This window comes from Streptomyces sp. NBC_01450, assembly GCF_036227505.1.
In the GTDB taxonomy this organism is placed as follows: domain Bacteria; phylum Actinomycetota; class Actinomycetes; order Streptomycetales; family Streptomycetaceae; genus Streptomyces.
This window is the reverse complement of sequence record NZ_CP109480.1, coordinates 7,248,142-7,274,438: the sequence shown is the minus strand read 5'-3', so window position 1 is coordinate 7,274,438 and position 26,297 is coordinate 7,248,142. Positions and strand designations below refer to the sequence as shown.

23 protein-coding genes and 1 pseudogene are annotated in these 26,297 nt (G+C 70.6%); 9 read left to right on the top strand and 15 right to left on the bottom strand.

Annotated features, from left to right (window positions below):
- Positions 1–8: 8 nt before the first annotated feature.
- Entirely contained in the window at positions 9–224 is a 216-nt protein-coding gene (locus OG568_RS61505; protein WP_443077799.1) for a chaplin family protein, read from the bottom strand.
- A gap of 41 nt (positions 225–265) precedes the next feature.
- On the opposite strand from OG568_RS61505, the pseudogene OG568_RS32375 reads away from it, so the two are divergent.
- Positions 266–370, top strand: a pseudogene (locus OG568_RS32375) (IS5/IS1182 family transposase); the annotation flags it as partial.
- Between the two features lie 46 nt (positions 371–416).
- Here the strand turns inward: OG568_RS32375 and OG568_RS32370 are convergent.
- From OG568_RS32370 to OG568_RS32355, 4 genes are all read right to left on the bottom strand, one after another.
- A complete protein-coding gene (locus OG568_RS32370) occupies positions 417–719 on the bottom strand; it encodes a hypothetical protein (protein WP_266582558.1) in 303 nt (100 codons plus the stop codon).
- 554 nt (positions 720–1,273) lie between these two features.
- Complete coding sequence (locus tag OG568_RS32365) at positions 1,274–1,513, bottom strand: chaplin (protein WP_266413818.1); 240 nt, start codon at positions 1,511–1,513, stop codon at positions 1,274–1,276.
- Positions 1,514–2,007: 494 nt separating this feature from the next.
- Positions 2,008–2,838, bottom strand: a complete 831-nt coding sequence (locus tag OG568_RS32360) for a chaplin family protein (protein ID WP_443077798.1) — start codon at positions 2,836–2,838, stop codon at positions 2,008–2,010.
- 136 nt (positions 2,839–2,974) lie between these two features.
- Complete coding sequence (locus OG568_RS32355; protein WP_443075286.1) at positions 2,975–3,232, bottom strand: chaplin; 258 nt, start codon at positions 3,230–3,232, stop codon at positions 2,975–2,977.
- A gap of 399 nt (positions 3,233–3,631) precedes the next feature.
- Between OG568_RS32355 and OG568_RS32350 the strand changes: the two genes are divergently transcribed.
- Together OG568_RS32350 and OG568_RS32345 are read left to right on the top strand one after the other, a co-directional pair.
- Entirely contained in the window at positions 3,632–4,042 is a 411-nt protein-coding gene (locus OG568_RS32350) for a rodlin (RefSeq protein WP_266413816.1), read from the top strand.
- A gap of 251 nt (positions 4,043–4,293) precedes the next feature.
- Positions 4,294–4,701, top strand: a complete 408-nt coding sequence (locus OG568_RS32345) for a rodlin (protein ID WP_266413815.1) — start codon at positions 4,294–4,296, stop codon at positions 4,699–4,701.
- A 178-nt stretch (positions 4,702–4,879) separates the two neighbouring features.
- On the opposite strand, the gene OG568_RS32340 is transcribed toward OG568_RS32345, so the two are convergent.
- From OG568_RS32340 to OG568_RS32325, 4 genes are all read right to left on the bottom strand, one after another.
- Positions 4,880–6,475 (bottom strand): vWA domain-containing protein, encoded by a 1,596-nt coding sequence (locus OG568_RS32340; protein WP_329534094.1) that lies wholly within the window; start codon positions 6,473–6,475, stop codon positions 4,880–4,882.
- Between the two features lie 163 nt (positions 6,476–6,638).
- Positions 6,639–7,502 carry an ABC transporter permease gene (locus OG568_RS32335; protein WP_329534093.1) on the bottom strand — a complete coding sequence of 288 codons (864 nt, stop codon included), beginning with the start codon at positions 7,500–7,502 and terminating at the stop codon, positions 6,639–6,641.
- On the bottom strand, positions 7,499–10,156 hold the full coding sequence (locus OG568_RS32330) for an alpha/beta fold hydrolase (protein ID WP_329534092.1): 2,658 nt from the start codon (positions 10,154–10,156) through the stop codon (positions 7,499–7,501). The genes OG568_RS32335 and OG568_RS32330 overlap by 4 nt, the downstream gene beginning before the upstream one ends.
- A 173-nt stretch (positions 10,157–10,329) precedes the next feature.
- The gene (locus OG568_RS32325; RefSeq protein WP_266582562.1) at positions 10,330–11,739 is read right to left on the bottom strand and encodes an APC family permease; all 1,410 of its coding nucleotides are present in this window, start codon (positions 11,737–11,739) and stop codon (positions 10,330–10,332) included.
- A 314-nt stretch (positions 11,740–12,053) separates the two neighbouring features.
- Between OG568_RS32325 and OG568_RS32320 the strand changes: the two genes are divergently transcribed.
- The gene (locus OG568_RS32320; RefSeq protein ID WP_329534091.1) at positions 12,054–13,025 is read left to right on the top strand and encodes a hypothetical protein; all 972 of its coding nucleotides are present in this window, start codon (positions 12,054–12,056) and stop codon (positions 13,023–13,025) included.
- A 58-nt stretch (positions 13,026–13,083) separates the two neighbouring features.
- On the opposite strand, the gene mmsA is transcribed toward OG568_RS32320, so the two are convergent.
- From mmsA to iolC, 5 genes are read right to left on the bottom strand one after another with little or no spacing between them, the layout of a single operon-like run.
- Positions 13,084–14,586, bottom strand: coding sequence for a CoA-acylating methylmalonate-semialdehyde dehydrogenase (gene mmsA, locus OG568_RS32315; protein ID WP_266582563.1), 1,503 nt, complete (start codon positions 14,584–14,586; stop codon positions 13,084–13,086).
- A gap of 14 nt (positions 14,587–14,600) precedes the next feature.
- Positions 14,601–16,484 (bottom strand): 3D-(3,5/4)-trihydroxycyclohexane-1,2-dione acylhydrolase (decyclizing), encoded by a 1,884-nt coding sequence (gene iolD, locus OG568_RS32310; RefSeq protein WP_329534090.1) that lies wholly within the window; start codon positions 16,482–16,484, stop codon positions 14,601–14,603.
- Positions 16,481–17,341, bottom strand: coding sequence for a 5-deoxy-glucuronate isomerase (gene iolB, locus OG568_RS32305; protein ID WP_329534089.1), 861 nt, complete (start codon positions 17,339–17,341; stop codon positions 16,481–16,483). Before iolB ends, iolD begins: the two co-directional genes overlap by 4 nt.
- 7 nt (positions 17,342–17,348) lie before the next feature.
- On the bottom strand, positions 17,349–18,296 hold the full coding sequence (locus tag OG568_RS32300; RefSeq protein ID WP_329534088.1) for a Cgl0159 family (beta/alpha)8-fold protein: 948 nt from the start codon (positions 18,294–18,296) through the stop codon (positions 17,349–17,351).
- Positions 18,293–19,306, bottom strand: a complete 1,014-nt coding sequence (gene iolC / locus OG568_RS32295) for a 5-dehydro-2-deoxygluconokinase (protein ID WP_329534087.1) — start codon at positions 19,304–19,306, stop codon at positions 18,293–18,295. Before iolC ends, OG568_RS32300 begins: the two co-directional genes overlap by 4 nt.
- A gap of 123 nt (positions 19,307–19,429) precedes the next feature.
- Here iolC and OG568_RS32290 point away from each other — a divergent pair, with 123 nt between their 5' ends.
- Positions 19,430–20,359, top strand: a complete 930-nt coding sequence (locus OG568_RS32290) for a sugar phosphate isomerase/epimerase family protein (RefSeq protein WP_329534086.1) — start codon at positions 19,430–19,432, stop codon at positions 20,357–20,359.
- A 531-nt stretch (positions 20,360–20,890) separates the two neighbouring features.
- Positions 20,891–21,088, top strand: coding sequence for a helix-turn-helix transcriptional regulator (locus OG568_RS32285; protein ID WP_266413799.1), 198 nt, complete (start codon positions 20,891–20,893; stop codon positions 21,086–21,088).
- 73 nt (positions 21,089–21,161) lie between these two features.
- On the opposite strand, the gene OG568_RS32280 is transcribed toward OG568_RS32285, so the two are convergent.
- The gene (locus OG568_RS32280; RefSeq protein WP_329534085.1) at positions 21,162–22,196 is read right to left on the bottom strand and encodes a zinc-dependent alcohol dehydrogenase family protein; all 1,035 of its coding nucleotides are present in this window, start codon (positions 22,194–22,196) and stop codon (positions 21,162–21,164) included.
- 226 nt (positions 22,197–22,422) lie between these two features.
- Between OG568_RS32280 and OG568_RS32275 the strand changes: the two genes are divergently transcribed.
- From OG568_RS32275 to OG568_RS32265, 3 genes are all read left to right on the top strand, one after another.
- Entirely contained in the window at positions 22,423–23,373 is a 951-nt protein-coding gene (locus OG568_RS32275; RefSeq protein ID WP_329534084.1) for a PrsW family intramembrane metalloprotease, read from the top strand.
- Between the two features lie 64 nt (positions 23,374–23,437).
- The gene (locus tag OG568_RS32270; protein ID WP_266582571.1) at positions 23,438–23,677 is read left to right on the top strand and encodes a heavy-metal-associated domain-containing protein; all 240 of its coding nucleotides are present in this window, start codon (positions 23,438–23,440) and stop codon (positions 23,675–23,677) included.
- 164 nt (positions 23,678–23,841) lie between these two features.
- Positions 23,842–26,124 (top strand): heavy metal translocating P-type ATPase, encoded by a 2,283-nt coding sequence (locus tag OG568_RS32265; protein ID WP_329534083.1) that lies wholly within the window; start codon positions 23,842–23,844, stop codon positions 26,122–26,124.
- Positions 26,125–26,297: the final 173 nt, after the last annotated feature.

Here is a 26,297-nt window from a genome sequence, read left to right as displayed (position 1 = left end):
CCTATTTCTCACCCGAATGGACGACAGCCGACGGGCGACCACACGAATGAGGGACGCTCTTCGAACAACGCGAAGGGCCGACTCCGCAGGCACGGAATCGGCCCTTTCAGTCCGCGTGCGACGCTGAGGCCACAGGCGTTCACCGGAACGACCACGGGTACCAGAATGACGTTACCGGAGGCGACGCCGGGGGGAATTGACCGGCGAGGCCTGGACGCAGGCATCCGCGCCGACGCAGGAGTTCCCCCACTTCGGCTTCATTGTGAGCCTGCCGCTGGAGGACCGGGTGCTGCCGGTCGCCACGTACCGACGGACGAACCTGACTCTGCGGCGGTTCGCCCCGATGTTCGGGATCTCAAAGTTCGCCGCCGTCGCCGAGCAGTCACAGGAGACCGACTGGCTCCGGAGGGAGCCGATCAGTTCCGGAGGGGAAGTCCACCGAGGAGCCGCGCAGGGCCACCGGCCGCGTTGAGCGCCTTCGTCGTGCCGCTCACGGTATTGAGCACCGAACTCTTGTTCTCTGTGTCGAGCGCGTCGGACTGATGCTGCAGGGGCTGCACGTCCTTCAGGCTGAGCGAGTGGTGGTTCGTGACGGTCTCTAGAGCACTGTTGAGACTGGTGGGCGTGAGGTCGGAGGCCTCGGCGGCAAAGGCGGGCGCGGCGGCACCCGCGATGACCATGGATCCGGCAACGACAGCGGCGGCCTTCAGGGACTTCATCGTGCTCCTTTCTTCGGCGACTCGTGCCACCGGAGGGAATTTCCGCTTTTTCCGGACTGACTAACGAGACCCGGACGTGAAGGAAACCCTGTACAGACGATTCCCGCACCCCACCCGGACGATTTCCGCATCCCGCCCGAACGCCTACCCCGCGATGACCAGCGGGTCACATTCCCCTATAAGGCAGCTGTCGCGCCGACCGGAAATGGCCGGCACGACAGCGGGTGGCGACCAGGGCGATGCGGATCTCATGGCGGTGATGAGCCTGGGTGCGTTCGTACCGGCAGACCAATGACCCGCTCCGGTGCGCCGGCGACCGCTTCGCCTCAGGCGCCGCTCCCCGCGCCCGGGAGGACAGGGTCACCGCCCAGGACCCCGGCACCGTCGGCGAGGTCAATGACCGCGGCGAGGATGCCGCCGGTGCCGGCCCACGACGTCACCTGCGCCAGGAGCGCCTCCGCGCCGGGAACGGGTCCGCTTCCCTCGATCGGGGCAACGCGGACCGGCCGCCCTCCCGTTGGGGAAGACGGCCGGTAGAAGGGTGTGCGCTGGCGTCAGCCGTTGGCGCAGGTGTTGCCGAACGCGGGGTTCAGCAGACCGACGACGTTCACGGTGTTCCCGCAGACGTTGACCGGAACGTGGATGGGAACCTGCACGACGTTGCCCGACAGGACGCCAGGGGACTGGGCGGCCGAGCCGGTTGCGCCGCTGTCGGCGGCAGCGATACCGGCGGCGCCCGCCACGGCAGCGGCGGCAACGGTGGTCAGGGCCAGGCCCTTCGCGATACGCGACATGAAGAAGTGCTCCTTGGAATCGTCACAACAACCGGGCGAGATGCCCAGTGCTGGAATCAACGCGCGGCACACGCACGAGTTGCGGCTCCAAAGGAGTGATCTCATCGTCACGAACTCCACCATTCCGATACATTCAGGACGTTTAACCGATAAACGTGGGTCAGCGCCTGGAGTCGAAAGCCGCCCGAGGCTCCTTGCCAGGGGATGCCGGAATCAGACTCCGAACACCTCATCGCAGCCCCCGGGTTCTCGGGACGCCGACCGGGACTTCGGGTCCTCGGCGCCGGGCCGCTTCATGGCGGCCACGCTCGTACGAGGGTTACGGCGGCGGCCGCACGCGGAGCCGGGCGGCGAGCGGGTCCCAGCGCCCGGGGATCGGCACGGGCGGGACGCGGCCATACGCGTACAGGCCGACATCAAGGAGCAGAAGACAACGGAGACAGCACAATTGGGTGCCGGTCGCGGCGAAGCGTCCGGCACCCAGAGTGTCGTGACTACCGGCGGGAGGCGACTCGACCTCGTCGGTACAGGATGGCTCCGCCGATCAGCAGCGCGGCGCCGGCGACCGAGGCCCCGAGCACGTTCTCACTGCCGGTGTGCGCCAGGGTGGGCGGATTCTCGGAGGGAGAGACGGGCACGATCGTGTCCCGGACGGTCCGCGAGGGGGTGGCGGGTGTCGTCGGCGTCGTGCCGGGAGGCGTCACCGGCGGAACGGTCGGCGGCGTCACCGGCGGGACGGTCGGCGGGGTCACCGGAGGAACAGTCGGCGGCGTCACCGGCGGAAGTGTCGGAGGCGTCACCGGCGGGACGGTCGGCGGGGTCACCGGAGGAACAGTCGGCGGCGTCACCGGCGGAAGTGTCGGAGGCGTCACCGGCGGCGTCACCGGCGGGACGGTCGGAGGCGTCACCGGCGGGGTGTTGACGGTGCCCCCGGTCACGTTCCCGCACCTGTTGCCGAACGCCGGGTTCAGCAGGGCGACGACGTCGACCGTGTTGCCGCACGCGTTCACCGGAACGTCCACCGGGGCCTGGACGAGGTTGCCCGACAGAACGCCGGGCGAGCCCTGGGTCCTGCCGGACGCCGTGGAGCCGGAGATGCGGCCCTGCGAACCCGAGCCGTTGATGCAGGAGTTCCCGAAGGTCGGGTTGAGCGCGCCGATCACGTTGACAGTGTTGCCGCAGGCGTTCACCGGCACGTGCACCGGAACCTGAACGCTGTTGCCCGACGCGACGCCGGGCGAGTCCGTAGCGCTGGCGTCCGCGTGCGAGTCCGCGAACACGGGGGTGCCGTACAGGGACAGGATGCTCGTCGTGGCCGCGGCCATGACGATTCCCCTACTCAGGTTCTGTCGCAATCTCGTTGTCTTCCTGCTTGAAACGAAGTGAGGAAAGCCGGCCTTGGAGCCGAAAGAGTGGCCCAAGGCCGACCGTGACGCAGCCGGAAAGGCTGGTGCTGTCGCGTCAGCCGTTGGTGCAGCTGTTGCCGAACGCCGGGTTCAGCAGGGCGATGACGTCGACCGTGTTGCCGCACGCGTTGACGGGGACGTGAATGGGAACCTGGATCACATTGCCCGAGAGGACACCCGGCGAGCCGACGGCGGCACCCTCGGCACCGGCGTCCGCGAAGGCCGGGGCGCCCATCCCCAAGGCCATGATCGCGCCGGCGACAACAACAGCGCTCTTCTTGTGCTTCACGTGTTTTCCTTTCTCTGCAGTCATGGCCCTATGACGGCCGAAACCGAGCGAGCACACCTTGAGCTGCTCGCACCACGACCTGCAGCCTGTAAACGAGGGAGGACCGTCCGAAGAAACTAAAGAACGTGCGCCGCTTGGGAATTCACTCGAATCGCCCTGCCTTCGAATGGACACCGAGACGCACACGAACACCCATGCGAGAAGAAACGGTTCCCTTGAATGCCCAGAAGAGCGCGGGGTTCCTTTCTCCATGAAGACACATGTTCCTACTCTCGTATCAACCCGGTGATCCTGGAACGGTTTCGGTGATTCACCCGATCGGCCCCATGGGCCATCAGGATGAATCGGAGCAACCAAGGGCGTCCGCGGCGGTTGAACCAAAACGCTCCGGTGGACGGGGTTTCTTCAGAATGGAACCAGCCAGTGATCAAGAAGTTCATGACCGCCGCCGCGGTCGCCGTTTGCGCCGTCGGCGCTTCCGCTGCTGCCGCGCCGCAGGCGCTGGCGACCGGGAACGACGGTGGCACGACGTCCAGCAGCGGCGTCGGTGCCACGCAGTCGTTCGGCAACTCGGCGACCACGGGCGACATGAGCCCGCAGATGGCGCTCATCCAGGGCTCGCTGAACAAGCCCTGCGTCGGCCTGCCCGCGAAGGCCAACGTGGGCTCGCTCGTCGGCGTCGTCCCGATCGCCGTCCAGGACGTCCCGGTCCTGTCGGCCCCGCAGAACCAGCAGTGCGTCGAGAACTCCACCCAGGCCAAGGGCGACGAACCGCTGTCGCACATCCTGGACGACATCCCGGTCCTGTCCGGCAACGGTGTCGGCAACAAGTAGCACTTTTCCCGTCGGCGGGCCGCGGAATTCTCGGCGGCCCGCCGGCCCGCCTTCTTTACGTGACAATTCATGTGCCGAGTCACGCGCCGAAGAGAAGGCTCCCGCCCTATCCGCGGAAACTCGACAGCACCCCTGCCGAGCGATCCGCCACGTTGGGCCAAATGGGGCACTACCCGCAACCCTTGGGCGGTCTGCCCAGTTGATGATCATGCAGCTCCCCAACAGGAGTCCGCTTTCCGAAGGGAATGAACATGAAGAAGCTGTGGGCAACCGCGGCTATCGCCGCTTCCGTCGCCGGTATCTCGGCCACGGCCGCCCCCCAGGCTCTGGCGATCGGCGACGACGGTGGCACCACGTCCGTCAGCGGCTACGGCGCCACGCAGTCGTTCGGCAACTCGGCGACCTACGGGAGCATGAGCCCGCAGATGGCGCTCATCCAGGGCTCGCTGAACAAGCCCTGCGTCGGCCTGCCCGCGAAGGCCAACGTGGGCTCGCTCGTCGGCGTCGTCCCGATCGCCGTCCAGGACGTCCCCGTCCTGTCGGCCCCGCAGAACCAGCAGTGCGTCGAGAACTCCACCCAGGCCAAGGGCGACGAACCGCTGTCGCACATCCTGGACGACATCCCGGTCCTGTCGGGCAACGGCACGAACAACAGCTGATCCCAGCACCGCGAAAAGCGGGCCGCCGAGCACCTCGGCGGCCCGCTTTTCGCGTACTCGGTGGCCCTCTTCACGTACTCGGGGCCCTCTTGGCTTACTCGGTGACCCTCTTCGCGTACTCGGGGGACCACTCTTCGCCGCTCATTTCCCGTACACCGCCTCGGACCGACCGCCGCCGCTACCCCATGAGCCGGCTCGCCCGCTCCACCGCGTCCGCCAGGTCGTCCACCGCCTTGTCCTCCGCGGCGGACGCCACCCGGTGGGCGCGGTCGGCGAGTTCGCCCAGCGGGAGGGCGCCGGGGAGCGGGCTCCCGCTGTCCTCGCCCGTGCGCAGGTCGTCGGCGAAGTACGCGGCCACGGCGTCGACCTGGAGGCGGGTGGAGGAGTTCCACAGGTCCACGTCGAGGGAGCCGGTCTCCAGTTGGCCGGACTCCTCGTGCGGGGCGCGGCTGTCGGGGTCGAGCCAGCGGACGCTGGCGGTGGCGAGATGGCCGGAGGCGCCGGGCTTTGTACGGACGGCGTAGAGGGCCGTGACCGTGTGGCCGGGACCGACCTCGCCGCCGTCCACCCGGTCGTTGCGGAAGTCGTCGTCGGCGACCTGACGGTCGTCGTATCCGATCAGCCGGAACTGCTGGACGGTCTGCGGGTCGAAGGCGACCTGTGCCTTGGCGTCGCGGGCCGTGAGGTCGATGTTCTGCGGGAGCTGGTCGCAGAAGACCTTGCGGGCGTCCTCGGGGGTCGAGACGTACGTCGTGTGGCCGTCGCCCTTGTCTGCGAGGCGCTCCATGAGGGCGTCGCCGTACTCGCTGCCCACCCCGACGCCGAAGAGGGTGATGCCGTGCTCGCGGCGGGCGGTGGAGATGTTCTCGAGGATGGCGTCCGCGTCGGTCTCGCCGGTGTTGGCGAGGGCGTCGGAGATCAGCACGACGCGGTTGGTGGCGCCCTCGCGCAGACCCTTGACGGCGGTGGCGTACCCGGTGCGCACGCCCGCGCCGAGGTTGGTCGACTCCGTCGGCTCCAGCCCCCTGATCACGTCGTGGACGCGGTCGCGGTGGTGGCCGAGGCGGGTCATCGGGAGCACGGTCTCGGCCTCGTCGCTGAAGGTGACCAGGGCGACCGAGTCGTCGTCGCGCAGCCGGTCCGTCATCACGCCGAGGGCGTCCTGGGCGAGGTCGAGGCGGCCGGGCTCGCCCATGGAGCCGGAGATGTCGATGACGAAGGTGAGGGCGGCGGGCGGGCGTTCGGCGCTGTCCGTGGCCGCTCGGGTGGCGAGGCCGACGCGGACCAGCGACCAGCCCTTCTCCTGGGTGCGGGCCCCGTCGACGGTGACCGAGAAGCCGTTGCCGTCGGGGCGCTGGTAGTCCTGCCGGAAGCTGTTGACGAACTCCTCGGGGCGGACGGTCGACGCGTCGGGCAGCCGGCCGTCGGCCAGGGCGCGGCGGGCGTAGCCGTAGGAGGCGGTGTCGACGTCGAGGGCGAAGGTGGAGAGGTAGTCGGGGGACGGCGCGACCTCGCGGTTCGCGTCGCCCGTGGGTGTGTCTCGCTGCTCGCCCTGGGAGGTACCGGAGGTCCCGTTCGGGGCGGGCTGCGGGAATCCGCGTCCGCTGGACTTGTTCGAACCGTCCGCCGACGAGCCGTTGCTGTCGCCCGCGCCGCAGCCGGTGAGGAGCAGGCCGCCCGCGAGCGTCAGGCCGATCAGGGTGGCGACCGGTCGCCCGATCCTCGACTGCCGGCGCCGTCGCCCTGTGTGGTCGTCGTTCCCCGTCCGTGTCATCCGTGCCCCCTCGGTGAGTCGTCTGTCTGCCGACGTCCATGGGCCGACGTCTGTGACTGTGACGCCCGAAGGGGCCCGGATGTGCGCTACGGAGCGTTGCGGATGGATCTCGAAGCGGCCACGAAAGGCGGCCGCCGAGACCGGTAGGTGACGCTCCGGAGATCTACGAAACGATGTCCTTGCGCCGGAAACCCCGGAAGGCCAGGGCGAACAGGACGAGGGCGTACGTTATCGAAATCGCGGTGCCCTGGATCATGCCGCCCCACTCCGCGTCGGGCTGGATGGCGTCGGCCCAGGCGAACTGCCAGTGCGCGGGCAGGAAGTCGCGCCAGTGGCCGAGGGCGGTGACCGCGTCCAGGACGTTCCCCACGATCGTCAGGCCGACCGCTCCGCCGACCGCGCCCAGGGGTGCGTCCGTCTTGGTGGACAGCCAGAACGCGAGCCCCGCGGTGACCAGTTGGGACACGAAGACGTACGCGATGACCACGAGGAGGCGCTGGGCCGCGGTGCCCGCGGAGAGCACGCCGCCGGTGGGGATCTCCAGCGGACCCCAGCCGTACGCCGCCGTGCCCACCGCGATCGCGACGACCGGCAGCAGCACCATCGCGGCGAGGCTGAGGCCCAGCGCGACGACGAGCTTGGACCACAGCAGCCGGGCCCTCGGCACCGGGGCCGCGAGCAGATAGCGCAGTGAGGACCAGCTCGCCTCGGAGGCGATCGTGTCCCCGCAGAACAGGGCGACGGGGATGACGAGGAGGAAGCCCGCGGAGACGAAGAGGTTCACCGCGGCGAAGTTGGCGCCCGACGCGGTCGCCGTGTCCATCAGGGTGACCTGCCCGCCCCGCGAGCCCGGGTCACCGCCGATCGCGAACGCGACGACGAGCACGAAGGGCAGCACCGCGAGGATCGCGCCCATGACGAGCGTGCGGCGCCGCTTCAACTGCCGCAGCAGCTCGACGCGGAGCGGCAGCGTGTGCCGTGCCCGGTACCCGTCCGCCGTCTCGGCCCGTTCGACGAGCGTGCTCATGCGGCACCTCCGATCAGGGTGAGGAACGCGTCTTCCAGCCGTCGGTGGGGGCCCACCGACCGCACGGGGACTTCCAGTCGTACGAGCTCCACGAGCAGGCGCTCGGCGCTGCCGCCCTCGTCGAGGCGGACCAGCAGTCCGCCCTCGGCGGCGACGGCCGAGGCCACGCCGGGCAGCGCGCCGACCTTCTCGACGACCGGCCCCTCCACGGGCGTGCTCGTACCGACGAGGAGGGTGTCGCCGGAGCCGACGATCTCGCTCACCGGGCCGGCCTGGATGAGCCGGCCGCGGTCCATGACCACCAGGTGGGTGCAGGACTGCTCGACCTCGGCCAGGAGGTGGCTGGAGACGATGACCGTACGACCCGCGGCGGCGTAGCGGATCATGACCTCGCGCATCTCGCGGATCTGGGGCGGGTCGAGACCGTTGGTCGGCTCGTCGAGGATGAGGAGGTCCGGGAGTCCCAGCATCGCCTGGGCGATGGCCAGGCGCTGGCGCATGCCCTGGGAGTAGGTGCGGACCGCGCGGGCCAGCGCGTCGCCCAGGCCCGCGATCTCCAGCGCCTCCTCCATGTGGGCGTCCTCGGGCGGACGGCCCGTCGCCTGCCAGTACAGCTCCAGGTTCTCGCGGCCCGAGAGGTGCGGCAGGAAGCCCGCGCCCTCGACGAAGGCCCCGACCCGGGAGAGCACCGGGGCGCCCGGCCGGATCGCGTGCCCGAAGACGCGGATCTCGCCGCCGTCGGGCTTGATGAGGCCCATCAGCATGCGCAGCGTGGTCGTCTTGCCCGCGCCGTTGGGCCCGAGCAGGCCCAGGACCTGGCCCTTCTCCACGCGGAACGACAGGTCACGTACCGCGTACCGGTCCGCCGACTTCGCGTAGCGCTTGCTCAGGTCGGTGATCTGGAGCGGGACTTCGGCGAGCTCGGGGTCGGGCGCGACCGGAGCCGTACGACGACGGCCGGTCAGCAGGAGTGCGGCGGCGGCCAGGGCTCCGGCCAGGGGCAGCCACCACACCCACGAGGGCAGCGCGGCGGCGGCGGTCTTCACACCGGGGGCGGTGGGGACGTGCAGGTCGCTCTTCAGGGAGACCGTGTACGTCGCCGGGGCCGCCGGTGAGGCGTAGCCGAGGTCCGTCGAGGCGAGGACCAGGCGCAGCCGGTGCCCCTTGCGGACGTCGTGGTCGATCGCGGGCAGCGCGATCGTGACGTCCTTGCCCGCCTTCGCGCCGGTCACCCGCACCGGCGCCACCAGCTGCGAGGGCAGTACCTGCTGGGTGCCGCCCGGCCCGACGTCGTACACCTTCCCGAAGAGGACCGCCTCGTCGGTGCTCGACCGGACGTGGACGGTCACGGTCGGCGACCCGGTGATCCGCAGGTCGCCGCGGAGTGCCGAGGAGTCGAACTGCGCGTACTGGCCCGGGAAGTCGAGGGACACCCCGAGCCCGAGCGCGGACAGCCGGGACAGGCCGCCGGTGCCGCCGATTCCGGGGAGGGCGGAGATCGCGGGCGGACTCCCGCCCGCGGGGTTCTGGAAGGTCTGCTCGCGCCGGCCGTCGCCCAGCGCGATGGTGTGCTCGCCGCTCTCCAGGCCGGGGTAGGTGTCCGCGCTCGCGCCCCGCAGCTGTGCGGCGCCGTCGGTGGAGTCGATGCCGCCGGTGCGGGTGACGCGGAAGGCGGGCCCGGTGTCGGCGTTCTTGTCGTCCTTCAGGTAGCGGTCGAACCAGGAGCCGACGCGCGCCTCGACACGGCTCGTCTCCGGGTCGCCGCCGTCGTGCCCGCCGGCGATCCAGTCGACGTCCACGGGTGCGCCGTTGGCACGGATCGTCTTGGCCATCGCGTCGGCCTGGCCGAGCGGGAAGAGGGAGTCGGTCTGGCCCTGCAGGATGAGTGTGGGCACCTTGATGCGGTCGCCGACGGCGGACGGCGAGCGCTCCTCCAGCAGAGCGCGCGCCTGGGCGTCCGGCTTCCCCGACTCCGCCACCCGGTTGTACATCGCGCACAGCTGCGTCTCGAAGTGGCCGCAGCCGCCGCCGGAGTTGATGAAGATGCCGGCCCAGAGCTTCTTGAACACGTCGTTCGGGAAGAGCGCGTCCGCCAGGTTCCAGTACGTGATCGAGGGGGCGATCGCGTCGACCCTCTTGTCGTACCCGGCGGCCAGCAGGGAGATCGCCCCGCCGTACGAGCCTCCGGCGAGGCCCACACGCGGGTCGCCGCTCTTGTCGAGCCGGACCTCGGGCCGTTTCGCCAACCAGTCGATGAGCCTGGAGACGTCGGCGACCTCGCCCTTGGGGTCGTTCAGCCCGATCTTGCCGGTGGACCGGCCGAAGCCGCGCGCCGACCAGGTCAGCACCGCGTACCCGTCGCGGGCGAGCTGCTCCGCCTGCCGCCGCATGTCGTCCTTGCTGCCGCCGAAGCCGTGCGCGAGAAGTACGGCGGGGCGGCGGCCGGAGCCCGCGGTGAAGTACGACGTGTCGATGTTCACCCCGGCGCCCGTGGTCATCACGCGGTCGCTGCGGTGGACGGCCGGCCCGTCGTCCGAGGCGACAGCGGTCCACGTACCGGCGCCGGCGAGCACGACGACGGCGGCCGCGGCGGCGAACCACCGTCGGGGCCCTCGCCGTGCGGGCCCGCGCAGTCGGGGCAGTCGAAGATCCATGCGTCAACGGTACGGGCCGCCACCGACGACGAAGGCAGCCACCGGTCTGAACCCGCGCCCCTCCTCCGGGCGTACGAGGCCCCTCCCGCATACCGCGCCCGTGGTACGTACTCCCCCCGGCGTCTTCACGTGCGCGGTGCTGATGTGAGCCCTCGCGTGCCCCCCCGTAGGGCTCAGACCTGGGCGTCCTCCGGGATCGACACCAGCCAGCGGGTCTCGCGGCGCGGGCGGAGGTAGAAGGCCCAGTAGAGGGTGGCGACGGCTGTGATGCCGCCGGTCCAGAGCAGGTACGTCGCCTCCTGCTGGCTCAGGATGTAGGCGAGGACCGCGATCAGGAGCACCGGCATCGCGGGCCACAGCGGCATGCGCCAGGCCGGGGTGTGGCGGTGCTGGCCGCGCCGGGCGAGCAGGGCGGCGACCGCGACGAGCAGGTACATGGCGGTCACCGAGACGCCCGTGACGCCGTAGAGGGTGTCCAGGTTGACGAAGCACAGGAGGGCGCCGGGGACGCCCACCAGGAGGGTGGCGACCCACGGGGAGCCGAAGCGGCCGAGGCGGGAGAGGCCCCGGTTGACCGGCTCGGGCCAGGCCTTGTCGCGGGCGGAGGCGAACAGCACCCGGGAGTTCTGGATGACCATGACGATGCCCGCGTTGATGATCGCGAGGGCGACGCAGAGGCTGACGAAGGTGCCGACGGCGGAGTTGGACCAGGCGGTGACCATGGCGCTGATGTCGCCGCCGGTGAGGGTGGACAGGTCCGAGGCGCCCATGGTGATCGCGACGACCGGGACCAGGATGATCACGGTCGAGATGGCGAGGGTGGCCAGGACCGTACGGGCGACGTTGCGGCGCGGGTTCTCCAGTTCCTCGGAGAGGTAGACCGCGGTCGAGAAGCCCTGGGTGACGAAGAGGGCGATCGCGAGCCCGGAGACCACCAGCATGGCCGTCACGGTGTCCGTGTGGCCCCCGGAGCCGGCCACCTGCATCGAGGTGAGGCTGCCGACGCCGCGCTGGCTATGCGCGAAGCCCAGGACCGCCACGACGGCCGCCGCGATGACCTCCAGGACCAGGAAGACGCCGGTGATCCAGGCGTTGGCCCGCAGGTCGAGCAGGCCCGCGAGGGTGGCCAGGAGCATCACGCCCGCGCCCGCCATCGACGAGTCGAGGTGCACGATCGGCGCCAGGTAGTCCGCGGTGCCCATCGCGATCACCGGCGGCACGATCATGACGACGAGGAGGGAGAGCACGAAGACCAGCCAGCCCGCGAGTCGTCCGGCCATCGTCGACACCATGGCGTACTCGCCGCCCGCGCTGGGGATGAGGGTGCCCAGCTCCGAGTAGCAGAACGCCACGGCGATACAGAGCAGCGAGCCGATCGCGATGGTGAGCGCGGTCGCCGTGCCGAGGGACGAGAACAGGTCGGGCACGACCACGAAGAGCGTGGAGGCGGGCGTCACGCACGAGAGCGTCAGCAGGGTCCCGCCCACGATGCCGATGGAACGCTTGAGCTTTTGGGGGCTTCCGGAGGCCGTGGGGTCGGCTTCCGGGGCGGCGGCCTCGACAGGGCGGAGCGTGTCGGTCATGAAGCGGTTCCGATCGACTCATGCGTCAGAAGACGACTCGTGCGTCAGGTGATGAGGTCGGGAGCGCTATCGCCTCCGGCGGTTCGCGTCGTTCATCTCTTCGTCCGCTCCCGACGCGCTGATGGAACCTTGACGGAAACCGTTGCGTCAATGGCCGTTTACCTACGGAATCCGCACCGCCCGAGCGACGCAGGTCACACTACTTTCCCAGGCCCTGGCGCCCCTATATTGCAATCACCAAGACTCAACGGACTGTGACCTTGCTTTCGAAGGCAGTAACCGCAAACTGCCTCCGCCATCCGTTTCATCACCTCATGACGAGAACCGCAGTCGAGGCTCCGAAATTCGCCAAGATTGGTCCGCGCTCCGGGGCTCCCGCCGAACAGGAGAGTCCCGCCTCACAGCACAAGCACAGCCAGGGGTGGGGAAAGATGCGGCACAGACGTATCGCGATCTGGGCGGGAGCGGTCGCCGCGACGCTGGCCGGGACCGCCGGGATGACCGGATGCGGCGCGGGGGCCACGGAGAAGACCACCGGGGCGGTCAGCCACGCCGAGACGGTCCGGGCGGCGCTGACCCGGGCTACCGACCGGACCGAGCGGCTCGGCTCGGCCGAGGTGAAGATGACCATGGACATGGGCCCGGGCAGCACTCCCGTCACCATGACAGGCACCTACTCCTGGCGCGATGGCTACGCCTTCGACGTCGTGACGGCCGCCGAGGCCGTCGACCTGCAGGATCTGACGGCGTCCGCGACCGTCCGCATGATGTTCGTCGACGGCGCCTACTACTACGACGTCGACCCGCAGCCCTCCGGCCCGCTCAAGGGCAAGGAGTGGATGAAGGTCGACGGGCCGGCGGTGTTCGGCGAGAAGGGCTCCGCCAAGTTCAGCGGGCACCACGGCGGCAGCAGCCCGACGGCCTCCCTCCAGGCGTTCAGGTACGCCACCGACGTGAGGGACCTCGGCCGGGCGCCCGTGAACGGGCGGAGCGCCACCCACTACACCGCCGTGATCGACCGGGCGCACAAGGGCAGGTTCGAGAAGGCCTTCGCCAGCGAGAACGCCGTTCTGGGCGCGTTCTTCGTCATGGCGGACTCGATCACCACGGACGTCTGGGTCGACGCCGAGGGCCTGCCGGTCCGGCTGGCGCAGAAGATCAGCGACATGAGGGTCACCATGGACTTCGCGAAGTTCGGCGCCACGGCCGAGGTCGAGGCTCCGCCCGCCGCGCGGACCGGTGACATGACCCGGGAGCTGACGGCCGCCGCCCGGCAGGGGAGCTGAGCACGCGAACACGGCGGTGCCCCGCCCCCGGACGGAGGGCGGGGCACCGGCGGATCGCTCAGTGGTTGCGCGGGAAGCCCAGGTCCACGCCCGTCGGGGCGTCGGCCGGGTCCGGCCAGCGGGTGGTGACGACCTTGCCGCGGGTGTAGAAGTGCGTGCCGTCGTTGCCGTAGATGTGGTGGTCCCCGAAGAGGGAGTCCTTCCAGCCGCCGAAGGAGTGATAGCCGACGGGCACCGGGATCGGCACGTTCACGCCGACCATGCCCGCCTCGATCTCCAGCTGGAAGCGGCGGGCCGCGCCGCCGTCCCGGGTGAAGATCGCGGTGCCGTTGCCGAAGGGCGAGGCGTTGATGAGGGCGACACCCTCCTCGTAGGTGTCCACGCGCAGCACGCACAGCACCGGGCCGAAGATCTCGTCCTTGTACGCGTCCGAGGTCACCGGCACCCTGTCGAGCAGCGAGAGGCCGATCCAGTGGCCGTCCTCGTACCCCTCGACCGTGTACCCGGTGCCGTCCAGGACGACCTCGGAGCCCTGCGCCGCCGCGCCCTTGACGTAGGACGCCACCTTGTCGCGGTGCACGGCCGTGATCAGCGGACCCATCTCGGAGGTCGGGTCGTTGCCGGGGCCGATCTTGATCTTCTCGGCGCGCTCGCGGATCTTCTCCACCAGCACGTCGCCGACCGAGCCGACCGCGACGACGGCGGAGATCGCCATGCAGCGCTCGCCGGCGGAACCGTAGGCGGCCGACACGGCGGCGTCGGCGGCCGCGTCCAGGTCGGCGTCCGGGAGGACCAGCATGTGGTTCTTGGCGCCGCCGAGGGCCTGCACGCGCTTGCCGTTCGCGGAGGCCGTGGTGTGGATGTAGCGGGCGATCGGGGTCGAGCCGACGAAGGACACCGCCTTGACGTCCGGGTGCTCCAGGAGGCGGTCCACGGCCACCTTGTCACCGTGGACGACGTTGAAGACACCGTCGGGCAGACCGGCCTCGGCGAGCAGCTCGGCGACCTTCATGGCGGCCGACGGGTCCTTCTCGGACGGCTTCAGCACGAAGGTGTTGCCGCACGCGATGGCGATGGGGAACATCCACATCGGCACCATGGCCGGGAAGTTGAACGGCGTGATGCCCGCGACGACGCCCAGCGGCTGCCGGATCGAGGCCACGTCGACCTTGGAGGCCACCTCGGTCGACAGCTCGCCCTTCAGCTGCACGGTGATCCCGCACGCCAGGTCGACGATCTCCAGACCGCGCGCCACCTCACCGAGCGCGTCCGAGTGCACCTTGCCGTGCTCGGCGGTGATCAGCTCGGCGATCGCGTCCCGGTTCGCGTCGAGCAGCGCCCGGAACTTGAAGAGGATCGTGGACCGCTTGGCCAGCGAGGACTGGCCCCAGGTCGCGTACGCGTCCTTGGCCGCGGCGACCGCGGCGTCCACCTCGTCGACGGTCGCGAAGGCGACCTGTGTGGTCACGGCGCCGGTCGCCGGGTCGGTGACCGGCCCGTACGTACCCGACGCACCCTCGACGGTCTTGCCACCGATCCAGTGGTTGACGGTCTTCGTCATGGCCAAAAACTCCTTCACAGATGGCGGCGTCGGGCGGCGACGTGCCGGTCGTACTCCTCACGTGCTTTGACCGCCGACGATCGGGTCGCGGTCTCGGCCACAGGTACATCCCACCAGGCTTGGGCCGGGGGCGCGCCCGACACAGTGTCTGCCGTTTCGGTCTCCACGTAGACACATGTGGGAGTGTCCGCGGCGCGCGCCTCGGCAAGGGCCGCCCGCAGGTCACGGACGGTCTTCGCGCGCAGCACCCGCATGCCGAGGCTGGCCGCGTTGGCGGCGAGATCGACGGGCAGCGGCGCCCCCGTGTACGCACCGTCCTCGGAGCGGTAGCGGTACGCGGTGCCGTACCGCTCGCCGCCCACCGACTCGGAGAGGCCGCCGATGGAGGCGTATCCGTGGTTCTGGAGTATGAGGACCTTGATCGCGACGCCCTCCTGTACGGCGGTGACGATCTCGGTCGGCATCATCAGGTAGGTGCCGTCGCCGACCAGCGCCCACACGGGCCGGTCGGGGGCCGCCATCCGGACGCCGATCGCGGCCGGGATCTCGTAGCCCATGCACGAGTAGCCGTACTCGACGTGGTACTGGTCGCGCGACCGGGCCCGCCACAGTTTGTGCAGGTCACCGGGGAGCGAGCCGGCCGCGTTGATCAGGATGTCGTCCTCGGTGACGAGCTCGTCGAGGACGCCGAGGACCTGCGGCTGGGTGGGCCGGATGTCGATGTCCTCGGCCTCGTACGCCGCGTCGACGCGGTACTCCCAGCGCTCCTTGTCGTCCGTGTACTCGGTGGCGTACGCGGGTTCCACGCGGTGCCCGTGCAGCAGCAGCGCCTCGGTGAGTGCCTCCAGGCCGGCCCGCGCGTCCGCGATCAGCGGGATCCCCGACAGCTTGTGACCGTCGTACGGCGCGATGTTGAGGTTCAGGAAGCGGACGTTCGAGGCGGTGAAGAGGGTGCCGGAGGCGGTGGTGAAGTCGGTGTAGCGGGTACCGACGCCGATCACCAGGTCGGCGGTGCGGGCGAGCTCGTCCGCGGTCGCCGTGCCGGTGTGGCCCACGCCGCCGACGTCCTGCGGGTGGTCCCACTTCAGTGATCCCTTGCCCGCCTGCGTGGAGGCGACGGGGATGCCGGTGGCGGTGGCGAGTTCGGCGAGCACGTCCTCGGCACGGCTGTGGTGCACCCCGCCGCCGGCGACGATCAGCGGGCGCCGGGCCTCGCGGATCGCCGTGACGGCGGCGGCCAGCTCGGAGGCGTCGGCCGCCGGGCGGCGCACGGTCCAGGTCCGCTCCCGGAAGAACTCCTCCGGCCAGTCGTAGGCCTCCGCCTGCACGTCCTGCGGCAGCGCGAGCGTGACGGCGCCGGTCTCGACCGGGTCGGTCAGCACACGCATGGCCTGCAGGGCGGCCGGGATGAGCGCCTCGGGCCGGGTGACCCGGTCGAAGTACTTCGACACCGGGCGCAGACAGTCGTTGACCGACACATCGCCCGCGTAGGGGACTTCGAGCTGCTGCAGGACCGGGTCGGCGGGGCGGGTCGCGAAGATGTCACCGGGCAGCAGGAGCACCGGGAGGTGGTTGATCGTCGCGAGCGCCGCGCCGGTGACGAGGTTGGTGGCGCCGGGTCCGATGGAAGTGGTCACGGCGTGCGCCGACAGCCGGTTGGACTGGCGTGCGTAGCCGACCGCCGCGTGCACCATCGACTGCTCGTTACGGCCCTGGTGGTACGGCATCTCGTCGGCGTACTCGATCAGTGCCTGGCCGAGTCCGGCGACGTTGCCGTGACCGAAAATGCCCCAGGTCGCGCCGATCAGCCGCCGCCGCTCACCGTCCCGCTCCGTGTACTGGGCGGCCAGGAAGCGCACCAGCGCCTGTGCGACCGTCAGCCTCGTCGTTGAGGTCATCGGTATCCCTCTGTGCTTTCTAGGTGTCCCGGGTGGAAGCAGATCCGCCACTCCCTGTCCTCGCCCGGTCCGGCCATCACGTTCAGGTAGTACATGGTGTGGCCGGGCTGGGCGATGGACGGGCCGTGCCATCCGTCGGGGACGAGGACGGCATCGCCGGTGCGGACCTCGGCGAGGACGTCGGATCCGCCCTCGCGCGAAGGGAATACGCGCTGATAGCCGAATCCGTTCGGGCCGTCGATCTCGAAGTAGTAGATCTCCTCCAGCTGCGACTCGACACCGGGACGGTGCTCGTCGTGCTTGTGCGGCGGGTACGAGGACCAGTTGCCGCCGGGGGTGATGACCTCGACGGCGATGAGCTTGTCGCACTCGAAGGCGTCGGCGGAGGCGAAATTGCGCACCTGACGTGCGCAGTTGCCACTGCCTCGGTCTTCGACGGGGACCTCCGGCGCGGGGCCGTAGCGGGCGGGGAGTTGGCGCTCGCACTTCGCTCCTGCCAGGGCGAAGCGGCCTCCCGCACCGGAGGCGATCTGGGCCCGGGCGTCACGGGGCACGTACGCGAAGTCGGAGACTCCCGCGAACACGCTTTCCCTGCCCAGGATTTGGAACTCTTCGTCCTCTATGCGCACGGTACAGGCGCCGTTGAGCGGAAGCACGATCCACTCGCTGTCGCCGGTCGTGAAGGTGTGTGTGCCGCCCGGTCCGAGTTCGACCACGCGCAGGCTGCTGTGGGTCCAGCCGGCCCGCTTGGGGTCGATGTCGACGGCGTACAGCCCGCCCGCGGTGGCGCCCTTGGGCACGTACAGGCCCTCGCTCCGGGTCGCGTCCGTCGCCGAGTGCGTCCTGGGGTCCGTCATCGGGTCCTCACAGCAGTCCTACGGCGGTGTCCACCGCGGCGGTCACGTCCCCGTCGGCCGGGTAGAGCAGCGAGCGGCCGACGACCAGCCCCTGCACGGTGGGCAGTTGGAGCGCGCCGCGCCACTTCTCGTACGCGCTCTCCTGGTCCTCGCCGACATCGCCGCCGAGCAGTACGGCCGGCAGGGTGGAGGTCTCCATGACCCGGGCCATGTCGTCCGGGTTGTCGGTGACGGGAACCTTCAGCCAGGTGTAGGCCGAACTGCCGCCCAGACCACTGGCGATGGCGATGGACTTGATGACGGCCTCGGCACTCAGGTCGTTGACCAGCCGGCCCTCGGGGGTGCGGCGGCTGAGGAACGGCTCGACGAAGACCGGGAGGTGACGCTCCGCCATCGCGTCGATCGCGCGGGCCGTGGACTCGAGGGTGTCGAGCGAGCCCGGATCGTCGTAGTCGATGCGCAGCAGCAGCTTGCCCGCGTCGAAGCCGAGCCGTTCGATGTCCTGCGGACGGTGGCCGGTGAAACGGTCGTCCAGCTCGTAGGACGCGCCCTGGAGGCCGCCGCGGTTCATCGAGCCGAGGACCACCTTGTGGTCGAGGGCGCCCAGGAGCAGCAGGTCGTCGAGGATGTCGGCGGTCGCGAGGACGCCGTCGACGCCGGGGCGGGAGAGCGCGACGCAGAGCCTCTCCAGCAGGTCGGCACGGTTCGCCATGGCGAACTTGCGGTCGCCGACGGCGAGCGCTCCGCGGGCCGGATGGTCCGCGGCGACGATCATCAGCCGCCCGCTGTCGCCCACGAGGGGACGGCGGGGGCGGCGCGCGGCGGCCTCGGCGACGGCTTCGGGGTGATGGGTGCGGAGCCGGACGAGCTCCCCCGTGTCGACCGCCCGCGGCGGGGCGGGCGCCGGGGTCACGACGGCGTCGCCGCCCTCGTGTCCCACGCGGCCCGCCCTCATCGGACCGCTCCCGCCGTGAGCGCGTCCTCGACCTCTTCGGGGGTCGGCATCGCGGAGGAGCACTCCAGCCGGGAGGCGACGATGGCACCGGCCGCGTTGGCGTGCCGCATGATCCGTTCCAGGTCCCAGCCGGCGAGCAGGCCGTGGCAGAGGGAGCCGCCGAAGGCGTCACCGGCACCGAGGCCGTTGAGGACCGTCACCGGGAGGGGCGGGACCTCGGCCGACGTGCCGTCGCGGTGGACGGCGAGGACACCCTTGGGGCCCTGCTTGACGACGGCGAGTTCGACGCCCGCCTCGAGGAGGGCCGTGGCCGCCGCGTGCGGTTCGCGGACACCGGTGGCGATCTCGACCTCGTCGAGGTTGCCGACGGCGACGGTGGTGTGGCGCAGGGCCTCGGCGTAGAAGGCTCGGGCGGAGTCCTCGGGAGACTTCCGGGCTGTGCCCTTCCCGGCTGTGCCCTTCCGGTCTGTGCTGTTCCAGGCTGTGCTGTTCCAGAACATGGGCCGCCAGTCGAGGTCGAAGACCGTCGTCGCGGACTTGGCGCGGTGGGCGAGCGCGGCGAGCGTCGCCGTCCGGCTGGGCTCCTCGCTCAGGCCGGTCCCGGTCACCCAGAAGACGCGCGCCTCGCGGACCGCGTCCAGGTCGAGGTCGTGCGCGTCGATCTCCAGGTCCGGGGCCTTGGGCTGCCGGTAGAAGTACAGCGGGAAGTCGTCGGGCGGGAAGATCTCGCAGAACGTCACCGGGGTGGGCAGCCCGGCGACCGGGGTGACCCAGCGGTCGTCCACGCCGAAGCCGCGCAGTGCCTCGTGGATGTACGCGCCGAAGGGGTCGTCACCGGTGCGCGTGATCACCGCCGTACGCCGTCCCAGCCGGGACGCGGCCACCGCGACGTTCGTCGCCGAGCCGCCCAGGAACTTCCCGAAGGACGTCACCTGGGCCAGCGGGACCCCCGTCTGCAACGGGTAGAGGTCCACACCGATCCGCCCCATGGTGATCAGGTCGTACGCCATCGAGTTCCCTTCGCTTCGGCTCCCCCAAGGTCTAGCGCCGCGCGGGGAGCCCTGTCAACAGTTTGTCCGGACATTCGGACCAGGCCTTGACACCTCCCGCGCGTCGGCCGGAAGCTGACGCCCATGACGTCGTTGTCACCGCAGACATCACCTCAGCCCTCACTGTCCCGCATCCGGATCGGTTCGGCTCCTGACTCGTGGGGCGTCTGGTTTCCCGACGACCCTCAGCAGGTGCCCTGGCAGCGCTTCCTCGACGAGGTCTCCCGGTCCGGGTACGAGTGGATCGAGCTGGGCCCCTACGGTTATCTGCCCACGGATCCGGCCGTGCTCGAGGCGGAGACCGCGCGACGCGGGCTCAACGTGTCGGCCGGCACCGTCTTCACCGGGCTGCACCGGGGTCCCGAGGTGTGGGACGCCACCTGGGCACACGTCTCGGACATCGCCACGCTCACCCAGGCGATGGGCGCCGAGCACCTGGTCGTCATCCCGGCGTTCTGGCGGGACGACAAGACGGGCGCGGTCCTGGAGGACAGCACGCTGACGCCGACGCAGTGGCGCAATCTGACCGCTCAGACCGAGCGCCTCGCCCATGAGGTGCGGGAGCGCTACGGACTGAAGATCGTCGTCCACCCGCACGCCGACACGCACATCGACAGCGAGGAGAACGTCACGCGCTTCCTCGACGCCACCGACTCCTCGCTGGTGTCGCTGTGCCTGGACACCGGCCACTACGCGTACTGCGGCGGCGACAACGTCAAGCTCATCGAGACCTACGGGGAGCGCATCGGCTACCTCCACCTCAAGCAGGTGGATCCGCTGATCCTGGCCGAGGTGCGGGCGAACGAGGTGCCGTTCGGGCCCGCCGTGGCCAAGGGCGTGATGTGCGAACCGCCGTCCGGCGTACCGGCGTTGGAGCCCGTCCTCGCCGCCGCCCAGAAGCTCGACGTCGAGCTCTTCGCCATCGTCGAGCAGGACATGTACCCGTGCCCGCCGGACAAGCCACTGCCGATCGCCCAGCGCACCCGGGCGTTTTTGAGGTCCTGCGGAGCCTGACCGCTCATCGAGATCCTGCGGAGCGCGACCGCTTGTTGAGGCCCTGCGGAGCATGACCACTCGCCGAGGCCCTGTAGAACGTGACCGCTTCCTGATGTCCCGCGGAGCCTGACCCTCCGCGGGGGGCCGTGGGGCCCGTCGAGAGCCCGGGGCTCGGCGGGCCTTCCGGCGCGGCGACCCTGTCGCCGGCCTTCGAACAGCCCCTGCGCATCACCCGCGTGGGCCGTCGCGGCCGTCGGCGAACACGAGGGGCGGCCGGCGGGCATCTTCTGAGTCACGGCAGCCCCCCGACCCCGAACGGGTCACCGCGGTCCCCCGGCACGAATGCGTCACGCGTGTCACAAAAACCACCGCCCTGTCACACATGTCTCGTGCACGCGGTTCTTGCGTCACACCTCGCCAACAGCCCCTGTCCCGCGATCACTCTGCGTCGTTCAACGGACGCAGGCTTTGTGATCGCCAGCGCAGCGCCCGGCTCCCCCGACGGCCACCCCCCGGCCGCCGCCGCGGTGCGCGCAGGGAGGTGCACTCATGACCGACCGTAGGCTCTGGTCGTACAAGGAGATCGCGGCGCACATCAAGGTGCAGCCGGACACCGTGCGGTCGTACCGCAAGCACGGACTGCTGCCCCCGCCCGACCACGTGGAGAGCGGAAAGCCCTACTGGTACGCGGACACCGTCCGCGCCTGGGTCGCCTCCCGTCCGGGAAACCGCGGCCGAAGAGAGTAGGGCCTGTCCCGGCCGCCGGGGCCACGAGCTGCGCCCCGCCCCTCGGGTGCGGGGCACAGGTCCCCGTCCGGGCTCAACTCCACGGTTCGATGACCGTCACCCCTGACCCCGGTGCCGTCCCCATCGCCGCCAGGGCCGCCGGGGCCGCGTCCAGCGGGATGGCGGAGGTGACCAGGAGGTCGGGGCGGAGCACCCCGGCGCGGACCAGTTCGAGCATGCGGCGGTAGGCGTGCGCCTGCATGCCGTGGCTGCCCAGGAGTTCGAGTTCGAGTCCGATCACACGGGCCATCGGAACGGCGGGATCCTGGGGCAGCAGACCGACCTGGACGTGGCGCCCCCGGCGGCGCAGACCGTTCACCGAGGCCGCGCAGGTGACCGGGGAACCGAGCGCGTCGAGGGAGAGGTGGGCGCCGCCGCCGGTCAGCTCCCGGACGGCCGCCGCCGTGTCCCCGACCCGCGAGGCGTCCACGACCTCCGCCGCGCCGAACTTCCGTGCCAGGTCCAGGGCCCGGGGCGAGAGGTCCACGGCCACGACCCGCGCCCCGGCCGCCGCCGCGATCATCACCGCCGACAGCCCCACGCCTCCGCAGCCGTGCACCGCGACCCACTCCCCCGCCGCCACCCGGCCCTGCGCGACCACCGCGCGGAACGCCGTGGCGAACCGGCACCCCAGCGACGCCGCCGTCGCGAAGGACAGCCCGTCCGGCACCGCCACCAGGTTCACCTCGGCGTGGTCGAGCGCCACGTACTGGGCGAAGGACCCCCAGTGGGTGAACCCTGGCTGGGTCTGACGCTCGCACACCTGCTGGTCACCCGCCGCGCAGGAGGGACAGGTTCCGCAGGCGCAGACGAACGGGACGGTGACCCGGTCGCCGGGGCGCCATCCGGTCACCCGCGCGCCGACCGCCTCCACGGTCCCCGCGAGTTCATGGCCCGGCACATGCGGCAGTGTGATGTCCGGGTCGTGCCCCATCCAGCCGTGCCAGTCGCTGCGGCACAGCCCGGTGGCCTCGACCCGCACCACCACCCCGTGCTCCTCGGGCACCGGGTCCGCCACCTCGCGCACCTCGGCCGGCTCCTCGTACCGCTCGAACACCACTGCTCGCATCCGTCCCGCCCCTCCGCCCGAAGATCGCCCTTCCGGAACGAACGCTATCCGCGCGCCGACGTCGTTCCGGTCCCGATCGCGATCTTCCGCCCCCCGACCACACACGGCGCCCCGACCATCGAGCGCGGCCGGCACACTCCGGCCGGGGCGGGGTACGCCATACTGCGACATTACGGACATTTGCCATAAGGTTCGGTTAAATCAGACCGAGCCCAAGGGGCAAGCCGTGACCCAGAATCAGCCGCCCGGCGCGCCCCGGGCCCGCATTCCCGGACCCCAGCAGCCCCCGCCGTCGTACCCCCAGATCCGCACCGGACTGTGGCGACGCTGCCTGGGCGGCGGGCTCGCGCTCTGGACGCTGACGGCGATCGTCACGTACACGACGAGGAACACCACGCCGTTGCCCACCCTGATCCTGCTCGGCAGCTTCCTCGCGCCCGTCGTCTTCACGCTCTGGGCATACGAGCGCCACGGCCGCGACCTCGGCGTCCAGGTGATCCTCGGCTGCTTCCTGGCCGGCGGGACCCTCGGGGCGCTGGGCGCCTCGGCGATGGAGAACCACCTGCTCCACCCCTCACTGTCGAGGTGCGTCGGCGTCGGGCTGATCGAGGAGGCGGCGAAGCTGGCCGCGCTGGTGTTCGTCCTGCGCCGCCACCCCCGCATCCGCGGACTGCGGGCCGGTCTCGTGCTCGGCGCGAGCGTCGGCTTCGGCTTCGCGGCGCTGGAGAGCGCGGGGTACGCGTTCAACGCCGCCGCCTCCCTCAGGGGACTGGATCTGCGCGCACTGCTGGAGACGGAGATCCTGCGCGGGCCGCTCGCGCCCTTCGGGCACAGCCTGTGGACGGCGATCACGGGAGCGGTGCTGCTCGCACACCGCTCCCCGCACGGACGCTTCCAGTACGCCGGCCCGGTGGCGGGCGCCTACCTCGGCGTGTCGATGCTGCACGCCCTGTGGGACTCGACACACGGCATCGCGCTCTGGTTGGTCGCGCGGCTGACCACGACGGGGCTCGACCGGACGCTGTTCGGACTGGGGTACCTGCCGGGGCCCACCGACGAGCAGAAACATCTCTTCACGCTGTTCTCGGTGGGTGGCCTGGTCCTTGTCGCGCTCGCGGGGGTCGGCTGGGTGCGTTCGCTGACACGCCGCGACTTCGCTTGGAGAAATACCCCCTAGGGGTATAGTGTTGGGTATCTGAGAGAGTCACCCAGACCCCACACGCCTCGACGAGGAGTACGCCATGACCGCGCAGACCGACATCCCGGCTTCCGTCACGACCGTCTACCAGGTGAGCGGAATGAGCTGCGGGCACTGTGAGGGCTCCGTCTCCGGCGAGATCTCCGAGATCGCCGGTGTCACCTCGGTGAAGGCCGTCGCCGCCACCGGCGAGGTGACCGTGGTCTCCGCGGCACCGCTCGACGAGGAGGCCGTGCGCGCCGCCGTCGACGAGGCGGGCTTCGAGCTCGCCGGCAAGGCCTGAGTCACCGGCCTCACACTCACCAGTCGTTCTCCCACGCCTTCCAGTTCCCCGCGCCACCCGTTCGCCCCGCGCCACCCAGCGCTTCACGCAGCTCTCCACACCGGGCCGTACCGACCAGCTGATACTGGCTCCGTACGGCCCGGCTCATTCCCTGGAGCCCGACCATGACCATCGCAGTACCCGAGCAGGCCATAGCCGAGACGAGCCCGGCCACCGCGACAGCCGCCCCGTCCGAGGTGGAACTCACCATCGGCGGAATGACCTGCGCCTCCTGTGCGGCCCGCGTCGAGAAGAAGCTCAACCGCATGGACGGCGTCACCGCCACGGTCAACTTCGCGACGGAGAAGGCCAAGGTCTCCTACCCGGTGGGGGTACAGGTCGCCGACCTCATCGCCACCGTGGTGAAGACGGGATACACGGCCGCGGAACCCCCGCCGCCGCGCCCCGAGACACCCGAAGCGGCCACCGATGCCGACGCCGGCGTGGACCCCGAACTCGTCTCCCTGCGCGAACGGCTCGTCGTCTCGGCCCTGCTCGCCCTCCCCGTCGTCCTGATGTCGATGGTCCCGGCGCTGCAGTTCGACAACTGGCAGTGGCTCTCGCTGACGCTCGCCGCGCCCGTCGTGGTCTGGGGCGCGCTGCCCTTCCACCGGGCCGCGTTCACCAACGCGCGGCACGGCGCGGCCACCATGGACACCCTCGTCTCGGTCGGCACGCTCGCCGCCTTCGGCTGGTCGCTGTGGGCGCTGTTCTGGGGACACGCGGGCATGCCGGGCATGCGGCACGGCTTCGACCTCACCGTCTCGCGTACGGAGGGGTCCTCGACGATCTATCTCGAAGTCGCCGCGGGTGTCGTCGCGTTCATCCTCCTCGGCCGCTACCTGGAGGCCCGCTCCAAGCGGCGGGCCGGAGCCGCGCTGCGGGCGCTGATGGAGCTGGGGGCCAAGGACGTCGTGGTGCTACGGGGCGGCCGCGAGGTCCGTATCCCGGTCTCGAGGCTGGCGACGGGCGACCGTTTCGTCGTACGGCCCGGCGAGAAGATCGCCACCGACGGAACGGTGGTGGAGGGTTCCTCCGCCGTCGACGCCTCCATGCTGACGGGCGAGTCGGTGCCGGTGGACGTGACGGTGGGTTCCGCCGTCACCGGCGCGACCGTGAACGCCGGCGGACGGCTCGTCGTCGAGGCGACCCGGGTCGGCGCCGACACCCAGCTCGCGCGGATGGCCCGGCTCGTCGAGGACGCGCAGAACGGCAAGGCGGAGGTGCAGCGCCTCGCCGACCGGATCTCCGGGATCTTCGTGCCGGTGGTGCTGGTGATCGCGCTCGGCACCTTCGGGGTGTGGCTCGGCGTCACGGGCGACACGGTCGCCGCCTTCACCGCGGCCGTCGCGGTGCTGATCATCGCCTGCCCGTGCGCCCTCGGCCTCGCGACCCCGACCGCCCTGATGGTCGGCACGGGCCGGGGCGCGCAACTCGGCATCCTCATCAAGGGCCCCGAGGTCCTGGAGTCCACGCGGCGCGTCGACACGGTCGTCCTGGACAAGACCGGCACGGTGACGACCGGACGGATGACACTGCGGGAGGTCCACGTCGTCGCCGACACCGACGAGAAGGAGCTCCTGCGGCTCGCAGGCGCCCTGGAGCACGCCTCCGAGCATCCGGTGGCCCGGGCGATCGCCGCGGGCGCTCAGGAGCGGACTGGCGACCTTCCCCCGGTGGAGCACTTCGAGAACGTCCCCGGGCTCGGCGTACGCGGGCGCGTGGAGGGTCACGACGTCCAGGTGGGGCGGCTCCACGAGGGCGAGCTCCCCGAGGCACTGGCCCGCGCCAAGGCCGAAGCGGAGGCGGAGGGACGTACGGCCGTCGTGGTCACCCGGGACGGCCTGGCACTCGGTGTCCTGACCGTCGCCGACGCGATCAAGGAGAGCAGCGCCGAAGCGGTGCGCGCACTGCGCGCCCTGGGGCTCACACCGGTCCTGCTGACCGGGGACAACCGGGCGGTCGCCCGGTCCGTGGCGCGTGCCGTCGGCATCGACCCCGGAGAGGTGATCGCCGAGGTGCTGCCCGAGGACAAGGTCGCGGTCGTCAAGCGCCTGCAGAGCGAGGGGCGGACCGTGGCGATGGTCGGCGACGGGGTGAACGACGCGGCGGCGCTCGCCACCGCCGACCTGGGCCTCGCCATGGGGACGGGCACGGACGCGGCGATCGAGGCGAGCGACCTGACGCTGGTCCGGGGGGATCTGCGGGTGGCGGCGGACGCGATCCGGCTGTCGCGCAGGACCCTGTCCACGATCAAGGGGAACCTGGTGTGGGCGTTCGGATACAACGTGGCGGCGCTGCCGCTCGCCGCGGCCGGACTCCTCAACCCGATGATCGCGGGGGCCGCCATGGCCTTCTCGTCGGTGTTCGTGGTGACGAACAGCCTTCGACTCAGGACATTCTCATGACGACGGGGTAAGAGTCCCCCTAGAGTCCAACGGGAGCCTCACATAAGCTCTTCACAAGGCTCGCGCATCTTCCTTACGCTTGGGTCTCGATTTGTCATATCAGTCTCTTGCGTATCTTCAGGACATACGCAAGAGACGCAGATCACAGTGATGTGAACGTAACCATCGAAGGG

Bases quoted from the DNA above. Each gene is read 5' to 3' on its own strand.
- OG568_RS61505 (WP_443077799.1), bottom strand. From the start codon at position 224: ATGCCTGCGTCCAGGCCTCGCCGGTCAATTCCCCCCGGCGTCGCCTCC.
- OG568_RS32370 (WP_266582558.1), bottom strand. From the start codon at position 719: ATGAAGTCCCTGAAGGCCGCCGCTGTCGTTGCCGGATCCATGGTCATC.
- OG568_RS32365 (WP_266413818.1), bottom strand. From the start codon at position 1,513: ATGTCGCGTATCGCGAAGGGCCTGGCCCTGACCACCGTTGCCGCCGCT.
- OG568_RS32360 (WP_443077798.1), bottom strand. From the start codon at position 2,838: ATGGCCGCGGCCACGACGAGCATCCTGTCCCTGTACGGCACCCCCGTG.
- OG568_RS32355 (WP_443075286.1), bottom strand. From the start codon at position 3,232: ATGACTGCAGAGAAAGGAAAACACGTGAAGCACAAGAAGAGCGCTGTT.
- OG568_RS32345 (WP_266413815.1), top strand. From the start codon at position 4,294: ATGAAGAAGCTGTGGGCAACCGCGGCTATCGCCGCTTCCGTCGCCGGT.
- OG568_RS32340 (WP_329534094.1), bottom strand. From the start codon at position 6,475: ATGACACGGACGGGGAACGACGACCACACAGGGCGACGGCGCCGGCAG.
- OG568_RS32335 (WP_329534093.1), bottom strand. From the start codon at position 7,502: ATGAGCACGCTCGTCGAACGGGCCGAGACGGCGGACGGGTACCGGGCA.
- OG568_RS32330 (WP_329534092.1), bottom strand. From the start codon at position 10,156: ATGGATCTTCGACTGCCCCGACTGCGCGGGCCCGCACGGCGAGGGCCC.
- OG568_RS32325 (WP_266582562.1), bottom strand. From the start codon at position 11,739: ATGACCGACACGCTCCGCCCTGTCGAGGCCGCCGCCCCGGAAGCCGAC.
- OG568_RS32320 (WP_329534091.1), top strand. From the start codon at position 12,054: ATGACGAGAACCGCAGTCGAGGCTCCGAAATTCGCCAAGATTGGTCCG.
- mmsA (WP_266582563.1), bottom strand. From the start codon at position 14,586: ATGACGAAGACCGTCAACCACTGGATCGGTGGCAAGACCGTCGAGGGT.
- iolD (WP_329534090.1), bottom strand. From the start codon at position 16,484: ATGACCTCAACGACGAGGCTGACGGTCGCACAGGCGCTGGTGCGCTTC.
- iolB (WP_329534089.1), bottom strand. From the start codon at position 17,341: ATGACGGACCCCAGGACGCACTCGGCGACGGACGCGACCCGGAGCGAG.
- OG568_RS32300 (WP_329534088.1), bottom strand. From the start codon at position 18,296: ATGAGGGCGGGCCGCGTGGGACACGAGGGCGGCGACGCCGTCGTGACC.
- iolC (WP_329534087.1), bottom strand. From the start codon at position 19,306: ATGGCGTACGACCTGATCACCATGGGGCGGATCGGTGTGGACCTCTAC.
- OG568_RS32290 (WP_329534086.1), top strand. From the start codon at position 19,430: ATGACGTCGTTGTCACCGCAGACATCACCTCAGCCCTCACTGTCCCGC.
- OG568_RS32285 (WP_266413799.1), top strand. From the start codon at position 20,891: ATGACCGACCGTAGGCTCTGGTCGTACAAGGAGATCGCGGCGCACATC.
- OG568_RS32280 (WP_329534085.1), bottom strand. From the start codon at position 22,196: ATGCGAGCAGTGGTGTTCGAGCGGTACGAGGAGCCGGCCGAGGTGCGC.
- OG568_RS32270 (WP_266582571.1), top strand. From the start codon at position 23,438: ATGACCGCGCAGACCGACATCCCGGCTTCCGTCACGACCGTCTACCAG.
- OG568_RS32265 (WP_329534083.1), top strand. From the start codon at position 23,842: ATGACCATCGCAGTACCCGAGCAGGCCATAGCCGAGACGAGCCCGGCC.